Source organism: Xanthomonas sp. BRIP62418 (genome assembly GCF_003993495.1).
Classification (GTDB): domain Bacteria; phylum Pseudomonadota; class Gammaproteobacteria; order Xanthomonadales; family Xanthomonadaceae; genus Xanthomonas; species Xanthomonas euroxanthea.
Window position 1 is genome coordinate 144,877 of sequence record NZ_QEZG01000040.1, and the last position, 18,167, is coordinate 163,043.

The 18,167-nt window shown below is 65.2% G+C and carries 18 protein-coding genes; 2 read left to right on the plus strand and 16 right to left on the minus strand.

Translation table 11 applies throughout. The features are described 5' to 3' along the window. Nucleotides 1-215 precede the first annotated feature (215 nt). A complete protein-coding gene (locus EO174_RS13555; protein ID WP_232099341.1) occupies nucleotides 216-3,752 on the plus strand; it encodes a two-component regulator propeller domain-containing protein in 3,537 nt (1,178 codons plus the stop codon). A 72-nt stretch (nucleotides 3,753-3,824) separates the two neighbouring features. Here the strand turns inward: EO174_RS13555 and mdtD are convergent, their stop codons facing one another. Next, on the minus strand, nucleotides 3,825-5,246 hold the full coding sequence (mdtD, locus tag EO174_RS13560) for a multidrug transporter subunit MdtD (RefSeq protein ID WP_126945014.1): 1,422 nt from the start codon (nucleotides 5,244-5,246) through the stop codon (nucleotides 3,825-3,827). 445 nt (nucleotides 5,247-5,691) lie between these two features. On the opposite strand from mdtD, the gene EO174_RS13565 reads away from it, so the two are divergent. Continuing rightward, nucleotides 5,692-7,230, plus strand: a complete 1,539-nt coding sequence (locus tag EO174_RS13565; protein ID WP_126945017.1) for an AraC family transcriptional regulator — start codon at nucleotides 5,692-5,694, stop codon at nucleotides 7,228-7,230. On the opposite strand, the gene EO174_RS13570 is transcribed toward EO174_RS13565, so the two are convergent. The 15 genes from EO174_RS13570 to EO174_RS13640 all read right to left on the minus strand — a co-directional run bounded on the left by EO174_RS13570 (nucleotide 7,227) and on the right by EO174_RS13640 (nucleotide 17,689). Beyond that, nucleotides 7,227-9,011, minus strand: coding sequence for a hypothetical protein (locus EO174_RS13570; RefSeq protein ID WP_126945020.1), 1,785 nt, complete (start codon nucleotides 9,009-9,011; stop codon nucleotides 7,227-7,229). The genes EO174_RS13565 and EO174_RS13570 overlap by 4 nt on opposite strands. A gap of 39 nt (nucleotides 9,012-9,050) precedes the next feature. Continuing rightward, nucleotides 9,051-9,737: a glycoside hydrolase domain-containing protein gene (locus tag EO174_RS13575; RefSeq protein WP_104583015.1), complete on the minus strand. Its 687-nt coding sequence runs from the start codon at nucleotides 9,735-9,737 to the stop codon at nucleotides 9,051-9,053. A 41-nt stretch (nucleotides 9,738-9,778) separates the two neighbouring features. Then, on the minus strand, nucleotides 9,779-10,825 hold the full coding sequence (locus tag EO174_RS13580) for an NUDIX hydrolase (protein ID WP_206515070.1): 1,047 nt from the start codon (nucleotides 10,823-10,825) through the stop codon (nucleotides 9,779-9,781). Nucleotides 10,826-10,829: 4 nt separating this feature from the next. After that, nucleotides 10,830-11,465 carry a hypothetical protein gene (locus tag EO174_RS13585; RefSeq protein WP_126945023.1) on the minus strand — a complete coding sequence of 212 codons (636 nt, stop codon included), beginning with the start codon at nucleotides 11,463-11,465 and terminating at the stop codon, nucleotides 10,830-10,832. After that, entirely contained in the window at nucleotides 11,462-12,532 is a 1,071-nt protein-coding gene (locus EO174_RS13590) for a hypothetical protein (protein WP_126945026.1), read from the minus strand. The genes EO174_RS13585 and EO174_RS13590 overlap by 4 nt, the downstream gene beginning before the upstream one ends. A gap of 19 nt (nucleotides 12,533-12,551) precedes the next feature. Beyond that, on the minus strand, nucleotides 12,552-12,911 hold the full coding sequence (locus EO174_RS13595; RefSeq protein WP_015472452.1) for a hypothetical protein: 360 nt from the start codon (nucleotides 12,909-12,911) through the stop codon (nucleotides 12,552-12,554). A 67-nt stretch (nucleotides 12,912-12,978) separates the two neighbouring features. Next, a complete protein-coding gene (locus EO174_RS13600; protein ID WP_126945029.1) occupies nucleotides 12,979-13,641 on the minus strand; it encodes a RebB family R body protein in 663 nt (220 codons plus the stop codon). Then, nucleotides 13,638-13,883, minus strand: coding sequence for a RebB family R body protein (locus EO174_RS13605; RefSeq protein WP_011051980.1), 246 nt, complete (start codon nucleotides 13,881-13,883; stop codon nucleotides 13,638-13,640). The genes EO174_RS13600 and EO174_RS13605 overlap by 4 nt, the downstream gene beginning before the upstream one ends. 23 nt (nucleotides 13,884-13,906) lie before the next feature. Then, entirely contained in the window at nucleotides 13,907-14,242 is a 336-nt protein-coding gene (locus tag EO174_RS13610; protein ID WP_119131168.1) for a hypothetical protein, read from the minus strand. A 106-nt stretch (nucleotides 14,243-14,348) separates the two neighbouring features. Then, nucleotides 14,349-14,627, minus strand: coding sequence for a RebB family R body protein (locus EO174_RS13615; protein ID WP_011051978.1), 279 nt, complete (start codon nucleotides 14,625-14,627; stop codon nucleotides 14,349-14,351). A gap of 52 nt (nucleotides 14,628-14,679) precedes the next feature. Further along, nucleotides 14,680-14,946, minus strand: coding sequence for a RebB family R body protein (locus tag EO174_RS13620; RefSeq protein ID WP_011051977.1), 267 nt, complete (start codon nucleotides 14,944-14,946; stop codon nucleotides 14,680-14,682). 30 nt (nucleotides 14,947-14,976) lie between these two features. Beyond that, nucleotides 14,977-15,246, minus strand: a complete 270-nt coding sequence (locus EO174_RS13625; RefSeq protein ID WP_011051976.1) for a RebB family R body protein — start codon at nucleotides 15,244-15,246, stop codon at nucleotides 14,977-14,979. A gap of 22 nt (nucleotides 15,247-15,268) precedes the next feature. Continuing rightward, nucleotides 15,269-15,562 (minus strand): RebB family R body protein, encoded by a 294-nt coding sequence (locus EO174_RS13630; protein ID WP_011051975.1) that lies wholly within the window; start codon nucleotides 15,560-15,562, stop codon nucleotides 15,269-15,271. Nucleotides 15,563-16,358: 796 nt separating this feature from the next. Beyond that, on the minus strand, nucleotides 16,359-17,423 hold the full coding sequence (hemE, locus tag EO174_RS13635; RefSeq protein WP_104569691.1) for a uroporphyrinogen decarboxylase: 1,065 nt from the start codon (nucleotides 17,421-17,423) through the stop codon (nucleotides 16,359-16,361). A 14-nt stretch (nucleotides 17,424-17,437) separates the two neighbouring features. After that, on the minus strand, nucleotides 17,438-17,689 hold the full coding sequence (locus tag EO174_RS13640; protein ID WP_104533988.1) for a WGR domain-containing protein: 252 nt from the start codon (nucleotides 17,687-17,689) through the stop codon (nucleotides 17,438-17,440). Between the last annotated feature and the right edge of the window lie 478 nt (nucleotides 17,690-18,167).

The window sequence follows — 18,167 nt, forward strand, 5'->3', positions numbered from 1 at the left end:
ACCGTTGCTGCTTGGCGCGCATGCAGCAGCGGTAAACCAGATCGACCCCGTGCAGGTGCCGGTTCGGCCTTGGGTGAAAACGGGTGCGCGGCGTGGCAAGCTCGCTCGGGCTTGCTCGCACCGCGCGTGGCCCGCACTATGCGGCGACTTGTCGTGAAACCTGTCCAGTGCGCCTTTTTTTGTGTTTTTCCTATTGGTTGATCGCGGCAGCGTCGCTGTGTCTGTGCGCCACGCTGCAGCCTGCATGGGCGAGCTCGCGCGCGCTGCTGACGCCGGTCCCCAGCCAGATCACGGTTGCCGACGGGCTGCCCTCGGACACCGTCAGCGAGCTTGCCGAAGACCAGCAGGGCTATCTCTGGATCGCCAGCGATGACGGATTGGCCAGATTCGATGGACGCAACTACCGCATCTGGCGGATGGAAGAAGGGCTGACCAGCAACGCGATCTGGACCATCTGCGTCGATCGCGACAATCGGGTGTGGATGGGTTTCGAGAACGGCGGTGCCGGTTTTCTGGAGCCCAAGACACGCGCGTTCAGGCGGCTGGAGAGCCCGCAGTTTCCGGAGCTGCGCGAGATCACGGTGTGGGCGCTGGCCCACACGCCAAACGGCGATGTCTGGCTTGGCACGGCCGCCCACGGGCTGTATCGGCGGCGTCCCGACGGCAGCATGCAGCGATTTTCCAACGTGCCAGGCGACCCGACCAGCCTGCCGTCCGACAGCGTGATCGGGTTCGCGGTCGCGCCTGACGGAACGTTGTGGATCGGCACCCATGGCGGGCTGGCTCGCTGGGACGGCACGCACTTCCAGCGGGTGCCGCTGCCTGGAACCACGCAGGCGGTCAATCGGCTGTACATGGAACGCAACGGCGGCACCTTGTGGGTATCGGATGTCGTCGGCGATGCGTTTGGTGTGGACGCCAATGGCCAGGCGCGGCCCCAGCCGTGGCAGAAGGCGGTGAGCAAGCGGCGGGTCATGGGTGTGCTGCTGCATGATCGCAACGGGCGCTATTGGCTGGACACCGACGGCGGCCTGGGCCTGTCTACTGCAGGAACCGACATCAGCAGCGTGCCGGTCTACAGCCTGTCGGCGCACGGCCTGGTCCGGCGGAACTGGATTGCGGCCTACGAGGATCGGGAGGGCGGGCTGTGGTTTGCAGCGCTCGAAGGCGGCCTGTGGCACCTGCCGCCGCATTGGGACACTTTTGCGGTCGTGGCCTCCCACGGCGGCGATCCACAGTCGCTGACCAACCCGTCCGTGCTGGCGACGGCGCCGTCGGCTGCGGGCGGCGTCTGGCTGGCCGGCTCACGGCACGTGCTGGAATATCTCGATACGGTGACCGGCCAACTGCAGACCCACCTGGCCAACATCGACGCCCGTCCGCCCGACTCCATGCTCGAAAGCCGGCGCGGCTTGGTCTGGATTGCCGTCGAAGGAACATTGATTCGCTATGACCCGCAGACCCGGCAGGCCAGACGCTGGCAGTTGCGCGAGGATGTCGAGCCCGATCCCGACGGTGCCGCGGACCGACCGGGCTGGATGGCAGAGGACGCACAGGGTCGGCTGTGGGTGACGGTGCTGGAATACGGCCTGCAGATCCGCAACCAGGAGGGGCAACTGCTGCGGACCATCGTCCATGGCAGCCATGGACTGGAGCCATTGACCATCCTGGACATACGGCTTGGCCCCGATGGTCAGATATGGCTGAGCAATAACGCCGGTCTACGGCGCTGGGACCCCGCTGCCGACCGCTTCGTCCCCGTCGACGGCACGCCGTCCCTGCCGACGTACCTGTTCCGGCTTGGAGAGGGAGGCGTGGTCTGGACCGGCTTGGCTGGCGAGATCCGGCGCTATCTGTGGGACGGAAAGCGGCTCAAGCACCTGGATACGGTCGGAAAAGAGCAGGAGTTTCCGATGGTGGCGCCCAATGGCCTGGTGGTCGACGCCAGGGGCGTGGCCTGGGTGTCCAGCCAGCGCGGCCTGATCCGGATCGATCCCGGCAGCCGACTGGTGCGTGTGTATGGGGTGCACGACGGGCTCCCCAACCAGCAGCTGCAGATCAATACCCTGGTGCAGGCCGGCAGCGGGCGGGTCGTGGCTGCATCGCCCGACGGTGTGGTGGTGTTCGATCCGGCCACGATGCGCCCCAGCACACGCCGGCCGCCGTTGATCATCGAACGCGTGGGCTTGCGGCGCGGGGAGCGTGGCCTGGATATCACCGGGCAAGAGCCGCTGACGATGCAGGACGACGATCGCGACCTGCACATCGTCGCGCGCCTGCTCAGCCTGGCCGATTCGGAGTCCAACAGTTACCGCTTCCGGCTGAGTGGCTACGACCCGGACTGGATCGATGTCGGACCCAGTGGCGAACGGCTGTTTTCGCGACTGCCCGCAGGGCATTACACGCTGGAAGTGCAGGGCCGCACCGCCGATGGAATCTGGTCGGCCAGCCAGACGCTGCGCTTCCAGGTATTGCCGCCGTGGTGGCTGGCGCCGTGGGGGCTGGTCCTGCTGGGCGTGCTCGCCCTGTGCATCGTTGCCGCGGCGGTGCTGTTGTATCGCCGCCGCCTGCGGCGCTTGAATGCCTGGCAACTGGCGGTGCACAAGCAGGAACTGGCCGAGCAGGCGTCGTTGGCCAAGACGCGTTTCCTGGCCACGCTCGGCCATGAGGTGCGTACGCCGATGACCGGTGTGCTGGGCATGAGCGAGCTGTTGCTCAAGACCTCGCTGGACAACAAGCAGCGTAGCTATACCGAATCGATCCGCCGTGCCGGCGCGCATCTGCTGCGCCTGGTCAACGATGCGCTGGACCTGGCACGGATCGAATCCGGACGCCTGGAACTGGACCTGGAGCCCTTCTCGGTACGCCAGCTGGTGGCCGAGGTGGAGGGCTTGATGGCGCCGCTGGCGCAGGAACGCGGCCTGCGTTTCAGCCTGGAAGTGGGGCTGCTTGGCGACATCACCGCCAGCGGCGATGTCACCCGCATCCGCCAGATCCTGCTCAACCTGCTCAGCAATGCGATCAAGTTCACCGAGCGCGGGGTGGTGGGGCTCAAGCTGACCACGCTGGGGTCGTACCAGGGGCTGCGTTTCGAGGTGGCCGATACCGGGCCGGGCATCAACGCCGATCAGAAAGCACGCTTGTTCCAGCGCTTCGAACAAGGCGACGGCGCCAAGACCACCTCGCGCTACGGCGGCAGCGGTCTGGGCCTGGCCATCTGCCAGGAACTGGCGATGGCGATGGGCGGGCATATCGAGGTGATCAGCCGGTTGGGCGCCGGCACGCGCTTCGTGGTCGATCTGCCGCTGCGCTGGGTCGCCTCCAACGCCACGCTCGGCGGCGAGGTGGCACGCACCGGAGGCGCGGTCGCCCCGCAGCGCATCCTGCTGGTCGAAGACGACCCCACCATCGCCGAGGTCATCGTCGGCCTGCTGCGTTCGCAGGGGCACTCGGTGGTGCATGCACCGCACGGGCTGGCCGCGCTGACCGAAGCGGCCGACAACCCCTTCGACCTGGCCTTGCTGGACCTGGATCTTCCCGGGCTGGACGGCTTTGCGCTGGCACGGCAGCTGCGCGTGTTCGGTTACGACATGCCGTTGATTGCGGTGACCGCACGCTCGGACGAAGAGGCCGAGCCCACCGCGCAGGACGCCGGCTTCGACAGTTTCCTGCGCAAGCCGCTGACCGGCGACATGCTGGCCGACACCATCGCCGAGGCACTGCAGCGCGAACGCCCGCGTGATCAGATATAGCGCCATGTACCGCGGCCGGGATCGCACACGCCATTGACCCGCGCCGCGCTAGGCGATGTCGCCCAGCCATCGCTATTCGGCAACTTCCTCCACCTGCCTGGGATGCGGCCGCGTCTCGGCCAGTTGCCAGAAGATCAGCGTCGAGGACAAGGTGATGCCACCGACGCACAGGAAGGTCGCATGCAGTGCCGCCGTGGCGCCGTGGCTGTCGCCCAGATGCGTGTTGAAGGCGGCCAGCAGACTGCCCGCTGCCGCCGCGCCGAAACCGGTGGCCAGCATCATCACCATCGACAACAAGCTGTTGCCGGGGCTGGCCTGCTCGCGATCCAGGTCGCGCAGGGTGACGGTGTTCATGACGGTGAACTGCAACGAGTTCACCGCGCCAAAGCAGGCCAGCTGCAGCAGCCGCAGCCATAGCGGCTGGCCGACATTGACCAAGGCGAAACTGGCCATCGCCAGGCCCACCAGCACGGTATTGAGCATCAATACGCGGCGGTAGCCGAAGCGACCGACCAGCTTCACGGCGGCCCGCTTGGCGGCCATGCCGGCCAGCGCCACCGGCACCATCATCAGCCCGGCATTCATCGGGCTCATGCCCAGGCCGACCTGCAACAGCAGCGGAATCAGGAACGGCATCGAGCCACTGCCCACCCGCGCGAACAGGTTGCCCAGGATGCCGATGCGATAGCTGGCCACCTTGAACAAGGCCAGCGGAAACAATGCCGCCGGCGTACTGGCCGCATGCAGCCAGTAACCGGCCAGCGCAGCAAGCCCGCCGATTGCCAGCAGCATGACGAAGGCGTGGCGCAGGCCGAGTTCGGAGATGCCGTCCAACGCCAACGACAGTGCCACCATGCCGAACGCCAGCATCAGATAGCCGATCAGATCGAAGCGCTGGCGCGCATCGCCGTAGTGGTCGGGCATGATCTTCAGCGCGGCAATGAAACCGATCACGCCAATCGGCAGGTTGATCAGGAACACCCAATGCCAGGAGGCGACTTCGACCAGGTAGCCACCCAAGGTGGGGCCGATCAACGGTCCGATCAGCGCCGGGATCGCGATGAAGCTCATTGCGCGCAGGAAGTCGGCGCGCGCCACGGTCTTGAGCACTGCCAGCCGCCCCACCGGCAGCAGCATCGCCCCACCGATGCCTTGCACCACGCGCGCGGCCACCAATTGCGGCAGCTGTTGCGCGGCCGCGCACAGCAGCGAGCCCAGCGTAAACACGATGATCGCCGCCAGGAAGGTGCGCCGCGTGCCGAAGCGGTCCGCAATCCAGCCCGAGGCGGGGATGAACATCGCCACCGCCAACGCATAGCTGAAGACCACCGACTGCATCTGCAGCGGGCTTTCGTGCAGGCTGCGCGCCATCGACGGCAATGCCGTATTGACGATGGTCGCATCCAGCATCTGCATGAAGATCGCCAGCGACACCAGCCACAGCAGCGGCTTGATGGTGTCGTAGGCGCGCAAGGTGGGCACGGGCTGGGACATGAGCATCGCCATCGGGAAGACAGCGCATTATCCCTGCGCGCGCGTGCAGAACGTCGCAACACTATATACGACGCCATTGCTTGAGCCCGTCGCAGCGTCGCAGCGCCGCAGCGGCAACGAGTGAGACGCGCCGCACCCAATCCAATTGCGGACAAGCCCGATGCTACGAATCGTCGGGAACGGGCTGTGGCGGCGTGCTAATGCCAGATCTGGCTTGCACCAAGCGGTTGTTTTGCTGGCGAATCGTTTTGCGCCTGCCACCGTCCAGTCACCGCAAGCGAGCGTTGTCTCACATCAGGGTGGATCGACCGAGGGCGGGCGAGGGGAGCGTTCGTAGAAAAAGCGGAATGCACGCTTGGAGCTTTGCCGACGGTCTGGTCAGGGATGGCGCGACTTGGGTCTGGCCGCCTTCCGAGCGCGCCAGTAGATCAGGTCGAAAGCATCCATGGAAAAGCAAGTCTTTGATGTAGTGCAGCGCGCCTATTTCCCAGGCGATCCCTTGGAGAAAATGCTGGGAAAGATCGCTGCACAACTGTCGCAGAGCGCGATCACGAACGGCGCGGTATGTAAGTTTGTCGCGGTGGAGCATCACGGTCCGCCGGGTCCGGTCCTGGCAGAAACCCAGCCCCCGCCCACGCAGTGTTTTCCCGTCCAGCACGGCCGGCAAGTGCTCGGCACACTGAATGTCACGCCGGCTCAAGAACGAATGACCCCGGAGGCGATGACGCTGTGCCAGCAGATTGCAAAGTATTGTGCGTACCTGATCAAGCGCGATGCCGCGCGGGCGTTCGCGCAAGACCGGTTTGGTCGCGCCCTGTCGATCGTGGGCGTGAGCGAAGAGGTCTGGACGATCGACGAATTTGTCGAGCACGCCGCATACAGTTGCTTGCCGGTCATCGTGCGCGGCGAGTTCGGAACCGAGAAGGAAAAGGTGGCCGTTTTGCTGCATGCAGCTGCACCCTGGCGGGAGGAGCCGTTCGTTGCGATCGACTGCGCCGCTCCCGGCGACGCACCGGCAGCATGGTTCGAGCGCGCAATGGCAGGAACGCTGTTCCTGCAGGGCGTGGACGAGCTCGATGACGCGCTACAGCGCCAGTTGGCCGGGCAGCTTTGTGGCCTCGGCGGGCCATGGTCCGCCGTGGACGGCGAGGACTCGCCACGCGTGGTCGCCTCCACGACCGCTGATCTGTCGCGCCGCGTACGTGCCGGACGCTTCTCGCGGGCGCTGCTGTCGCAACTGGATGTCCTGTCGATCGAACTTACCCCGTTGCGCAAGCGACGGACAGATATCGGCTTTCACGTCGAGCACGTGCTGGATCGGCACGGCCTGAATCACGGCCAGGTGGTCACCGAAGTGCTGATGGACGCCCTGACTTACTACCCCTGGCCGGAAAACCTCCAGGAGCTGGAGCGGGTGGTGCTGCGCCTGGCGGTCATGACCGCCTGCAGGCCGGTCGGCAGCGCCGACATCCAGCGCCACGCACCGCGTCTGTTGGAAGGCCGGGTGCAGGGAGCGCAGCACGATGCATGCGCGACGATGTCGCAACCGGCCGATCTTCCGGCTGAGCCTACGCAGCCGGAAACGCCGGTCGACTGGATCGCCGGCCTTCCGCATCGCCCCGGCCAGCGTCTTGCCAGCCTGCACGACGCGCTGCGGCGCGCCCTGGTGCATCTGGGTGAGCACTATGCCGAGCCGCTGACCCTGGGCGATCTGGCCCGGCAGGCGCACGTCAGCCAGTCGCATCTGGGCTTTCTGTTCCGCGACGAACTCGGCACCCCGTTCAAACCGATGCTGCAGCAGCTACGGATCGAAAAGGCCAAGGAGCTTTTGCATCAGCAGCGCAAGCTGCGCATCACCGAAGTGGCGCTGAAGGTCGGTTTCGGCGACCTGAGCCATTTCGAAAAGAGCTTCCGACGGCTGGTTGGGGTGAGCCCGCGTGAGTTCCGTAACGCCGGTGCCCAAGTCGGTGCGTCATCGGTCTAGGCGTTAGGTAGCAGTGTCTTGATGGTTTCGTGCTGCTTGGACAGCAGATCACGCAGCACGAACTCTCCGATCAGCGCAGCAGCTGCCTTGCGCTGACCGTCGATGTCCAGCAGCGCCGCATATGCATTGCCCTGATCGGACGGGCTGGAATGGAAGGGTGCCTGCGCGGCAGTAGCCGTCGTGAGAGTCAGAAACGCGACAACCGTTTTTGCGAACGGCGGTTTCTTGTTGTTGACGAACACCACCAGCGTGCACTCGTAGCTAAGACCTCCCACCCGTGGCGTGTTGTGGGGTTGGGCCAGGACCTGGACATTCTCGCCGAGCCAGCGTCCGACTGCTTGCTCGAATACGGCAATGTCCAGCCCACGTAGCTGTTTGTGGGTCACCCGTGCCACCGCCGCCATGTCCACGCCGGAAAAACGCAGTCGGTCGATCGCCAGATAAGGGCTCTGGCCGAGGATGCTCATCAACCGCAGATCATCGCTGAAAGCTGCCGAAAGCACGACCGGCGAGGTGAAGGACGCCGACATCAGCGTGAGCAGGGTGCCGGTGCCGTAGCGTGCGGCAAGGATGCGCGTGCGCGTTGTATCGGTCGGTTGCCCGTTGACGTAGTCCGGTGCGGCTCCCAACGTGCGCGCACGTACTGATGCCATTAACGCGTTCACCAGCGCGGTGGCGTCGTCGCCAGCTTGCCCGACGTGTCTGCCCGCCATTACATCGAGGACGTCTTGAAAATGCTGCAGCTGCGCTCTGGACGCGTACCAGGCGTGGATTGCGGCCACACGTTCGCGTCGCTTGGCTTCCTTATGCGCGCCCAGTGCGAGCGGGTCGCTTGCGATCTCGCACAACATCAGCAGATTCTCGCGCAGATGATAATCCAGGTCCGGTAACGGCAATTGCCAACGCTCCTGCGTGCCACCAGCAGTTGCAATGGTCAGGTGTCCGTTTTCCATCTCCGACCAGATCGTGATCGCTTCGATCGTGTCGCGGCGCGGAAGGCTCACGTCGATCAATTCCATCAGTATGCCGCGTGGACTTGCCGGTTCCGTGACAATCCGGTCGACATAGGTTTCCATGAGGTTGGCGTGCCAGGTGTAACCCAGGCGATAGAGCACGAATGGCTTGATCCCGTCGTTCAGCACGATGCCTGGCGGGGATGGGGTATCGCGCTCCCCGATCTTGGCGATCTCCACACCGGTATAGGCGGACAGGCCGGTGCGGTCACGCTCGAAGACCCGGCGTAATGTCTGCGGCGCGTCACAGGTGACCAGACACCTCACGTCGACTGTGTTCGGACCCCATTGCGCACGTGGAATGGGGTAAAGCTGCTCCGACAGCGGAGATTCGGGGGCCGTCAGCAGACTGAGCTCGAAGGCGATGAGGACGCCGGCCTTCTTCATCTCATCGACGACGATGTCCTCAATTTCCGCATGCAGCGCATCCTGCACGGATGTGGGGAGCCAGGGGTCGATCGCGACCTGCGTGTCCCAATCCGAGCTTCCCGAATCGAACAGGTGCTGGTCCTGCCCTTGCAATAGGTCCATGCATGCTGTGAATGCATTGCCGCCCTTGATGTAGAAGCGTGCCAGCGGCTGGTCGTCGCGCAACATGAATCGCTCGCGCACCGCGATGCATAGACCCGCGATACGATCCTGGATGGTGCCCAATGCCTGGATCACCGCAGAGCGCACGTTGGGATAGCGCGCCGCGTCGTTGATCCGTTTGGTCAACTCGCCGCTGATCGCACGGCGCAGTTGTTCTTGTTCGGGAGATTCCTTCATGGCGTGGTCTCGGCTCGCAAAGGGGAAGGGGGCGTTTGCTCAGGGAGCGCTTGGATCTGCGGCGTCGGAGTAAGTGAGGTCGATCTGCAGACCATCGCAGGGCGTTCCCGGCAGCGACAGCACCGCGTTCTGTTCGCACTGCCAGAGCGCGGCATGCGCATAACCGCAGCCGGCCGGATCGGATGCGGTCACCGTCTGGATGTCGCCGGCGTAGGTGTGGGTGTTGGCGTTGGCGACGCGCCAGGCCCAGACCTGCAGCGTCGGCCCCGGCGCGAGTGCGGCAACCAGGCTGGCGGCCAGTGCGTGCGAGCAATATAGGCCCGGTGCATAGCCGGCAGCGACCAGTGCCGCGATCCAGGCGCGGATGTAGGCGACTCCAGCGTCACTGGGTTCCCCGCCGTCTTCCCAGTCAAGATAGACCGTCGCACCAACGGGAAAGCCCTCTTGATCGGCCAGGAAAGCCGCGTTTGCGCCGTCTACGCTGCCCTGGTCTGCGGTCACGGTATGCGAGCCCGGACCGGCGCTCTGTTGGCCAAGATAGATCGGCGCAAGCCCCCAGCCATTGGCGACCAACGTCGGTCGCCATCCCATCCATCCGGTATCCGCATGGCTGGGCGCAGGCGCCAGGTAATAGCCGCACCAGGCCAGCCCGGTCTGTGTCTTCAACCAGGCGAGCGCGGGCAGTCCCGGAAAGCGGTCGGTGTCAAAGCCGATGTGGAAGGTCATGGTGAAGCTCCGCGTGTGGCGAGGGCTGGTGGAACGGGTAATCAAACAGTGACTTGCAGATGCATGGCGATCAGCGCGTACCAATCGATGGCATGGCGTCTGCTTGCCTGCCACCTTCTGTCATAACTGGTTGGGGTGGGCGAACCCGGATGGTCAATGCGTGCCTGGGCGTAAGCCGCGTTGCTTACAGCGGCCCGCGACAGGACTTGGTAGGTACCCAGATAGGCGCGCAGTTGCGATTTCTCGACGCGTTGCACGCCTTCGATTTCCCAATCGCAGACTGCGCTGCTGGTCGGTCGATTGCCGCTTGCGCGCGGAACAGTGGCCCGATTGATGGATGTCGCAATGTCATCCAGAGAAAGCCTGGTCGAGAAACACGCCAGCCAGAACGATTTGCGTTTCGGGTCGGTCAGTTGCACGGGCGGATCGCTCGGGAAGTCGCTCGAGTTGTCGAGCGAAAAACCGGTCTCCTCGGCAAACTCGCGCCGCGCCGCAGTCTCGGGAGATTCGCCGTCGTGGATGCCGCCACCGGGTAATGCCCATTGGGCTGCCTGATTGACGATGCTTGGTGGTTGGGCGGCTGCCCAGTCATCGAGCGCGGCCGCGATCGCCTCGGCCTGCGCGCGCGGGGTGTTCCATTGCAGGGGATTGCCGCCGGCAGCGGCGATGCTGGATGCGAGCGTGGCGGTATCGGCCTTGATGCACGGAGAAAACGGAATGGCCGGGCGGCGTGCAATCGTCACATCGATGAGATTCTGGACTGCGAACAGCGCGTTGTTGGCGATCACTTTCCCGTCGGGAGTGGCGATGCATGCGTTTCTTGCACGATCGAGTGCGCTTGCTGCGTCGGGAAAGACGGGTATCCCGTCGCACAAGACCCCGTTTGCCGCCTGGTATGCGTTACCTAGCCGAACCCGGGCAGTGTTCCAATCCTGCGCTGGATCCGCATTGGTCTGACATACCAGCGCAAGCGCTTCCATCGCCAGTACCGGCGCCGCGTATTCCGCCCACCACTGATTGAGTAGGCGTTTGCGTGCAATCAGATAATTGCCGCCCCCATCCGACACCGCCGCATAGACCTGTGGCATGCCATCAGCTCCGGTCCGGCGTCGATGGGGGCGATCCTTCCGGCGGCGGCGAGTCGGGTATGCCGGCGCTCATTGCCTGCTCGGTCTGCTGCTGCGCGGCGGCCACCGCCGCAGCGGCGGCCTGTTCGGCCTGCTGCAGTGCCTGGTTTGCGCTATCGATCGCCTGGTCATTGCCAGCTGCGGCAGTCGCCGCGGTTGCGGCCTGCATCGCCGCCTGCACTGCCATATTGCTGGCCGCCATCGCCTGATCGATCTGGGCTTGCGCCGCTTTCAGCGCCGCTTCGATCTGCGAGGATCCTGACGATTGCGCAGTGGAGGCTGGTGTCTGGTTCGGGGGCGTGGGCTGGGTATCGTCGGACATGCTGGTATCTCCTGAAGTGGACGCGGAATGGAGCGGGGTGACGGCATCGGCACGCGGTGGTCGCGTCGGCGCGGCGAGTGGTGCGGTTTCGGTTGGGCGCTGCGCTGCAAGCGCGCGCAGCCTCTCACCCAGTGCGTTTTCGGCCTGCGCCATGCCCTGGCGTGCGGCCGCCAGGGCAGCGGCGCGACCTGCATGCACCGCTTCGCGCGCCGCGTCGGCGGCGCTGGTCGCAGGCGGAGCCTGGTCGCCGGCCGCAGCAGGCGGGGGCGGTGCGCTCACTGCGTGGCCTCCGCATCCGTGTCTTGCGAGGTGGTGGGTGATGCAGGTGCGGCACCGAAGTCGCGGAGCGAGATGATGCCGCCGTTGACCTGCAGCAGTGCAGCCAGGGCGTCGTTGTGCATGGTGAACACGCAGCTGCTGCCATCCTGGCCCAGCACGCCACGGCTGGGCCGGTTGGCCGCCAGGAAGGCCTGCGCCGACTGCAGGTAGAGGCGGATCGCATCGCTGGCCGCCTGGTCGCCGCCGTCGCCTCGATAGCGGGTGTGCTGGACAATCTGCTGGGCCGCCAGCGATAGCCGCGCGAAGCCGAGCTGGCGACCGCGTGCCAGCCATTCGGCAACGCTGCGCTCGACCTCGTTGGGCGAGGGCAGTCCCTGGACCTGTGGGCAATCCAGGATGGTGAACAGCTGCGGCAGCAGCGTCTGCAGCGCCGAGGCCGCCACATGCGCACGTTCGTCCTCAGCGGCGATGGTGGCGGTGCAGGCCAGATAGAAGCGGTAGTAGTCGCAGAATTCCAGCGGCGTGCGCGCCTGCTCGATGGCGAATGCCGCCGCTTCCTGCTGCAGTGCCGGCGTCATGTTGTCCGGCGGCGCGTCGGCGGCCAGCTGGCGGAGTGCCAGGCTTTCTTCCATGTCCAGCGACTGGAACACGCCGGCGCCATCGACCTTCAACTGTGTCAGCAGGCTGCGGCCTGCGGCCAGGTCGCTTGCGGTGTACAGGGCGTTGTCGCGGAAGATCCGCTGCAGCTGCGCCTTGACCACCGAGCCAGTGTCTCCGGCTTCGGCCTGCGCCAGCGTGCCCAGGTCGGTCGGGCTCAAGGTCATCAGCTTGACCGGGCTGACCCTCAGCTCCAGCTGCGGCAGCAACGCCAGACGCGAGCCGTGCAGGCCTTGCTGCACTTCGTCGAGCAAGCTGCTCTCGTCGGGAAAATCGTAGCGCACACCGGGCGACTGGATCGCCCATGCCAGCCACTGGGTGCCTCCATCGATGAAGGCCAGGCACTGCCTGCCCAGCGTCGAGAGCATCGTCGGCATCGAGATGAGGCGGCCTGCGATCGAAACGGACATTGCATGACTCCTTGTGGATTCAACCGGCGGGAAAATTTTTCAGTACCAGGCCGGCCGCCGAACCGATCCTGGCAAAGTCGTCGGTGGCGCCCTGCATCAGCGCCTGCGCCTGGTTGAGTGCAGTGACGTACTTGTCATCGCCGGTGGCCAGGTACTGCGCCATCGCCACGCCGACGGCGGTGGTGGCGATCGTGGAGACATTGCGTAGCGCGTCGGTGGCGTCCTGCACCGCAATGGCGGTGGACTGCGCCACCGATTGGTAAGCCTTTCCGGCTCCGCTGGTCAGCACGACCTGCGGGCTCATGGTCGCCAGCTGCACCTGGTTGATGACATCGATGACCTGCGCATTGACCTTTGTCGGTTCCATCTTGGTTCCCATGGAATGATCGGCCGCCTTTCAATGAGGCCTGGTGGTAGGGGGAGCTGACCTCATCTCTGCAGACGCCCTATGACTGAGCAGGCGGCGCAGGTGCAGGTGCAGAGCTAGATGCAGATGCAGGTGCAACAGGAGCAGCAGGTGCAGATGCAGCAGCGACAGGGGGTGTGCCTGTAGCTGCAGCTGCGGGTGAAGTTGCGGCTGCAGCAGCAGGAGCATCAGAAGTGGCAGCATGATCGAGGCCGGCACCGGAAGCGGGGGGAGTGGCGGGCAGGGGCGGCGGGACGCTCAGCGCATGCACTTCCATGAGGTCGGCGGTTGCGGTCGCGGCATCTGCCGAGGCGCCTTGTGCTTGCGTCTTCAGCACGTCGACGGCCGCCTTGGCTTCGGCCGCGGCGGCGGCGATGAGCGCTGCAGGCGGGGGCGGTACGGGGGGAGGACCTGGCAATGGCGCGACCGTCGGTGGTGGTCCGGGTGGTGCAGGCGGTGGTGGCGGCGGAACCGGGAACGGTGCCGAGATCATCTTGGCGCAGGCGGCGGTGATCGCTGCTGCATTGATCATGCCGGCGCCTTGCTGCCGATTGACGGCGTTGTGCATTGCCATGCCCAGCGTCTCCAGCATCACGGCATCGAGCATGCCGAGCGCCTGTGCGGGTGCCTGACCGGTGGTCAGCGTCACGATGCTGCTCACCGCATCGACGATCTGGCTGTTCACGCTACTGTCGTCGATCATGACGAAGTCGCTCCCTTCTGGATGATTAAGGCAAGGATTTGAGTGAGAGCTGCATCGGCGAGCACCTGTCCGCGCTGCTGGTTGGCGACCGCGTTTTCCATTGCGAGCGCGATGGAATCCGACAGCGCCAGATAGGTCGCCCCCATCGCGAAGGCCGGCGCCTGGCCGATCGCCATCGCTGCACCTGTAGCGGCGGTACCGATCAGGCTGGCGACGCTTGCGACCTGCGCGCTTGGTTCCATGACGGGGCACTGGCATCAGTGTCCTAGGCCAACGACGGCCTGCGCTGTTCAACGCCAGCCGACGCCGAGAACAGCACGGTGTTCTGTGGTTCGTGTCTGCACGCGTACTGCAAGGCCACGCCATCGGGCACGCGTTCCAGGAATGCAAAATTGCCCTGCGGCACGTCGATCATGTTGCCCAGCTTCTGGCGATAGACCAACGGCTGCGCTCCGGGAATCACAGGCAGGATGCCGTCGAACTCGACGTTGATCACTGCCTTTTGATGCGGCGCGAATGTCGCCACGATGGTGCGGCCCCGGATCAGTCTGACGGCGACATCCAGGGTGTTGGACGTAGGGATATGACGTAGTTGCAGCATGAGGCGTCCTTTCTCGATTCGGCCAGCGAACTGCGTGGTGGTTGCAAAGGCTTCGCGTATCGAACCAGGCGCCGCTCGTGCGGCAGCAGCGACGCCTGGTGGCCGATTAAGTCAACCCGGCGCTGAGGATTTCCCGGGTGGCGACACCATCGGACGCGGTATCGATCGAATACAGCGTGGACACGCCCTGAGTCGTCGACGCCTGCATCGTCACGTAGGACTGCTGCTGATTGTTGGTGGCGTTGTGGGCGGCGTTGGACAGCGCCTGGCTGGTGGCAACGAACAGGTTGCCCATTGCAATCGCCGGCGCATCGCCGAGGACCTTGGTGTTGACCTGGGAAACGGAATCGGTGATCTGGCTGTTGACGGCGGTCGGAAAGGCCATGGTGATAGCTCCTTGAGGTAGGAAAAGAACGAAGACGCTGCGGCGTTAGCGGTTAGCCGAACATCTTCTTGGTGGCGGCACCCGTGGCGCCGGTATCGAGCGAATACAGCAGCGAAACGCCCATGGTGGTTGCTGCCTGTGCGGTGACATACATCTGTTGTTGCGCGAGTGTTGCGTTGTGTGCCGCGTTCGCCAGCGCCTGCGCGGTGGCCTGGTACAGATTGCCCATGGCTGCGGCAGGGGAGCTTCCCAGTACCTGCAGGTTGGCCTGGGTGACCGAGTCGGTGATCTGGTCGTTGACGGCGGTGGGAAATGCCATTGGCGAATGTCCTTGGCGTTAGCCGGGCCGTCAGACGCCCAGGATCTGCTTGGTGACCACGCCGGTACTGGCGGTGTCGATCGAGTACAGGGTGGCCACGCCCATGGTGGTGGCCGATTGCGCAGTGACGTAGCTCTGCTGCTGCGCGTTGGTCGCGTTGTGGGCGGCATTGGCCAGCGCCTGCGCGGTGGCCTGATACAGGTTGCCCATGGCGATGGCGGGAGCGTCGCCCAGCACCTTGGTATTGACCTGGGTAACGGAATCGGTGATCTGGTTATTGACGGCGGTCGGAAATGCCATTTTCTTCTCCTAAAGATGTGAGTTAGCGCGACACGAGTCCGGGCACGCCGGTGCTTAGAATCTGCTTGGTGGCTACGCCGGTGGTGGCGGTGTCGATGGAGTAGAGCGTGGCCACGCCCATGGTGGTGGCCGACTGCGCAGTGACATAACTCTGCTGCTGTGCGTTGGTCGCGTTGTGGGCGGCATTGGCCAGCGCCTGCGCGGTGGCCTGGTACAGATTGCCCATGGCGATGGCCGGGGCGTCGCCCAGTACCTTGGTGTTGGCTTGGGTGACGGAGTCGGTGATCTGGTCGTTGACGGCGGTTGGAAATGCCATGCTTTTCTCCCTGTTTCTCGAATGAGTGAAGCGCTTGAATAAACGTGACGATGTCGAGGTTCGGCAGGCGGCCTGCCTGTCCGGAGATGTGTTGCAGTGGCACCGCATCACCGTGGAGAAACAGTAAATCTCCTTGGTCCGGGAAAATTGGTTTAAACGACGGCAATGCCGGGCTTATCGACGTGAAGCCCGATCCGCTTTAGAGCGGCATGCGATGTAAAGACGCGTTTTGGAACGGCGTGCGGGGAATGTCGTGGTGAATCGCAAAGGCAGTTACAGAAGGACCATGCAGAACAGGCGAGCACAGGCTGCTCCTGACGCAAAGGCAGCAAAGCTCGCGTCCGCTTGGCGACTCTCTGCGGCAAGTTAATGGGCAGCCGGTACGCTGTCGGTGCCTTGCGAAACCGGAGCCCACGCGCGTGGATGATTGACCGCGTTGCGGTTGAGCTCGGCGCGCATCACGTCGCAGTGACGTCGGCAGGGCGCTCACTGCCGCACATCACTGGAGTGGCGAGATCACGTTCAACGGAACGAGGCGGGAGGGCCGTGTTTGGAGTGGATGCAGGCTTGATGCAGGTGACGGCATGGAGGCTGGCCTTGCTATCGCTGAAGACTGCCTTCGTCACTGTGCCGCATGCCTGGGGCGGCCTGGCAGCATCCCATAAGTATCGGCGGTGCTGCCGATCTATTGCCGATGCAGCCACCGCCCGTCATCACGCTCAGCGCGCGCTGCTCGGGTGCGCGCGCTGAGCGGCGGTCGACAGCACACCGGTGCGCTGTCGACCCGTGCCTTGGATTACCGCTTGCTCAGCGTCTGCACCGCGTCCACCAGCACGCCCACATGTTCGGGATTCATGTCTGGCGACATGCCGTGGCCGAGGTTGAAGACATGGCCTTCGCGCGAGCCGCCGTTGCCCTGGGCATAGCTGTCCAGGGTCTTGCCGACTTCGGCGCGGATCGCCTCGGGCGAGCCGTACAGGGTGGCCGGGTCCAGGTTGCCCTGCAGCGCGACGCGGCCACCGGCGCGCTGGGCGGCGTCGGCCAGTGCGATGGTCCAGTCCACGCCTACCGCTTCGGCGCCGCTGGCCGCCAGCTCGCTGACGTAGGCACCATTGCCCTTGCCGAACAACACCAGCGGGGTGCGCTCGGCACCGTCGCCGCGTTCCAGCTCGCGCGCGATGCGGGTGAGGTAGGGCAGCGAAAACTCGCGGTACATCGCCGGCGACAGCACGCCGCCCCAGGTGTCGAATACCTGCAGTGCCTGCGCGCCGGCCGCGCGTTGCGCCGACAGGTAGGCGATCACCGCATCGGTGACGGTACCGAGCAGGTGATGCAGCACCTCCGGCGCATTGAAGGCCATGGCCTTGATGCGCGCGTATTCCTTGCTGCCGCCGCCTTCGATCATGTAGCAGGCCAGCGTCCACGGGCTGCCGGAGAAGCCGATCAGCGGCACCGCGCCATCGAGCTCACGGCGGATCAGGCGCACCGCATCCATCACGTAACGCAGCTCGGTTTCCATGTCCGGTACGCCCAGCCGATGGATCGCGGCCGCATCGCGCACCGGGTGGCGGAACTTGGGGCCTTCGCCTTCGACGAAGTACAGCTCCAGGCCCATTGCATCGGGAATGGTCAGGATGTCGGAGAACAGGATCGCCGCGTCCAGCGGGAAGCGTTGCAGCGGTTGCAGCGTCACTTCGCAGGCGATCTCGGGGTTCTTGGCCATGCCCAGGAAACTGCCGGCGCGCGCGCGGGTGGCGCGGTATTCCGGCAGGTAGCGGCCGGCCTGGCGCATCAGCCAAACGGGGGTGCGGTCCACGGGCTGGCGGTTGAGGGCGCGCAGCAGGCGATCGTTCTTGAGCATGGGGAGAGGTGTCCTCAAAGCGGCGCGTCGGCGCCGCCGGTGATGAGTTGGAAGCCGCGTTTGAGGTGGGTGTCGCGCGCCTTGTCGAAGGCCCGGTCCGCTTCGTCCTGCAGCAGGTATTGGTCGCGTCGCAACTGCGAGCGTCCACCGATCTCGCCGCTCTCGCGCAGCAGCTCCCAGCCGCCGAACAGATCCGGTTGCAGGGTCAGCTGGACGTAGCGAAGCGGCGCGTTGCCGCCAGGATCGTGTTGCAAGTGGATGCGCATGGCGCCGATTGTAGCCGGGCGGTGCTGAAGGCTGGGAGGCAGTGGACGCGCCGGGTTGCTCCAGGTGCGAAGGTCCAGCGGGCAGCGGTGGCAATCGGCGCGGTGGATGTCCGCCGGCCGGCGCGTCGAGTGGCGGCTCTCCGCCGCGCTGGTGAAAGGCGGGCGGCGCGGTGGCGGATGGGCGCTCTGCTTGGTCCGTGCAGGCGATCGGCAGGCACTGCGTAGGAGCGCCCCTGGGCGCGATGGGGATTTATCGGGAAGGCCCTGTCGCGCCCGGGGGCGCTCCTACGAAGAGCGTAAGGTCGTGCGACCGACGGCAGCTGGGTGCGGCTGTCCAGCATTCCGTGTCTGGCCGGCCGGCCTCACCCGCCGGCAAGGGCCGCGTGTGCCACCAGACTCCTGCGTGGGCGACGTTCCGCCTCATCTGCGCAGGCGATCGGCAGGCAGGCACTGCGTAGGAGCGCACCTGGGCGCGATG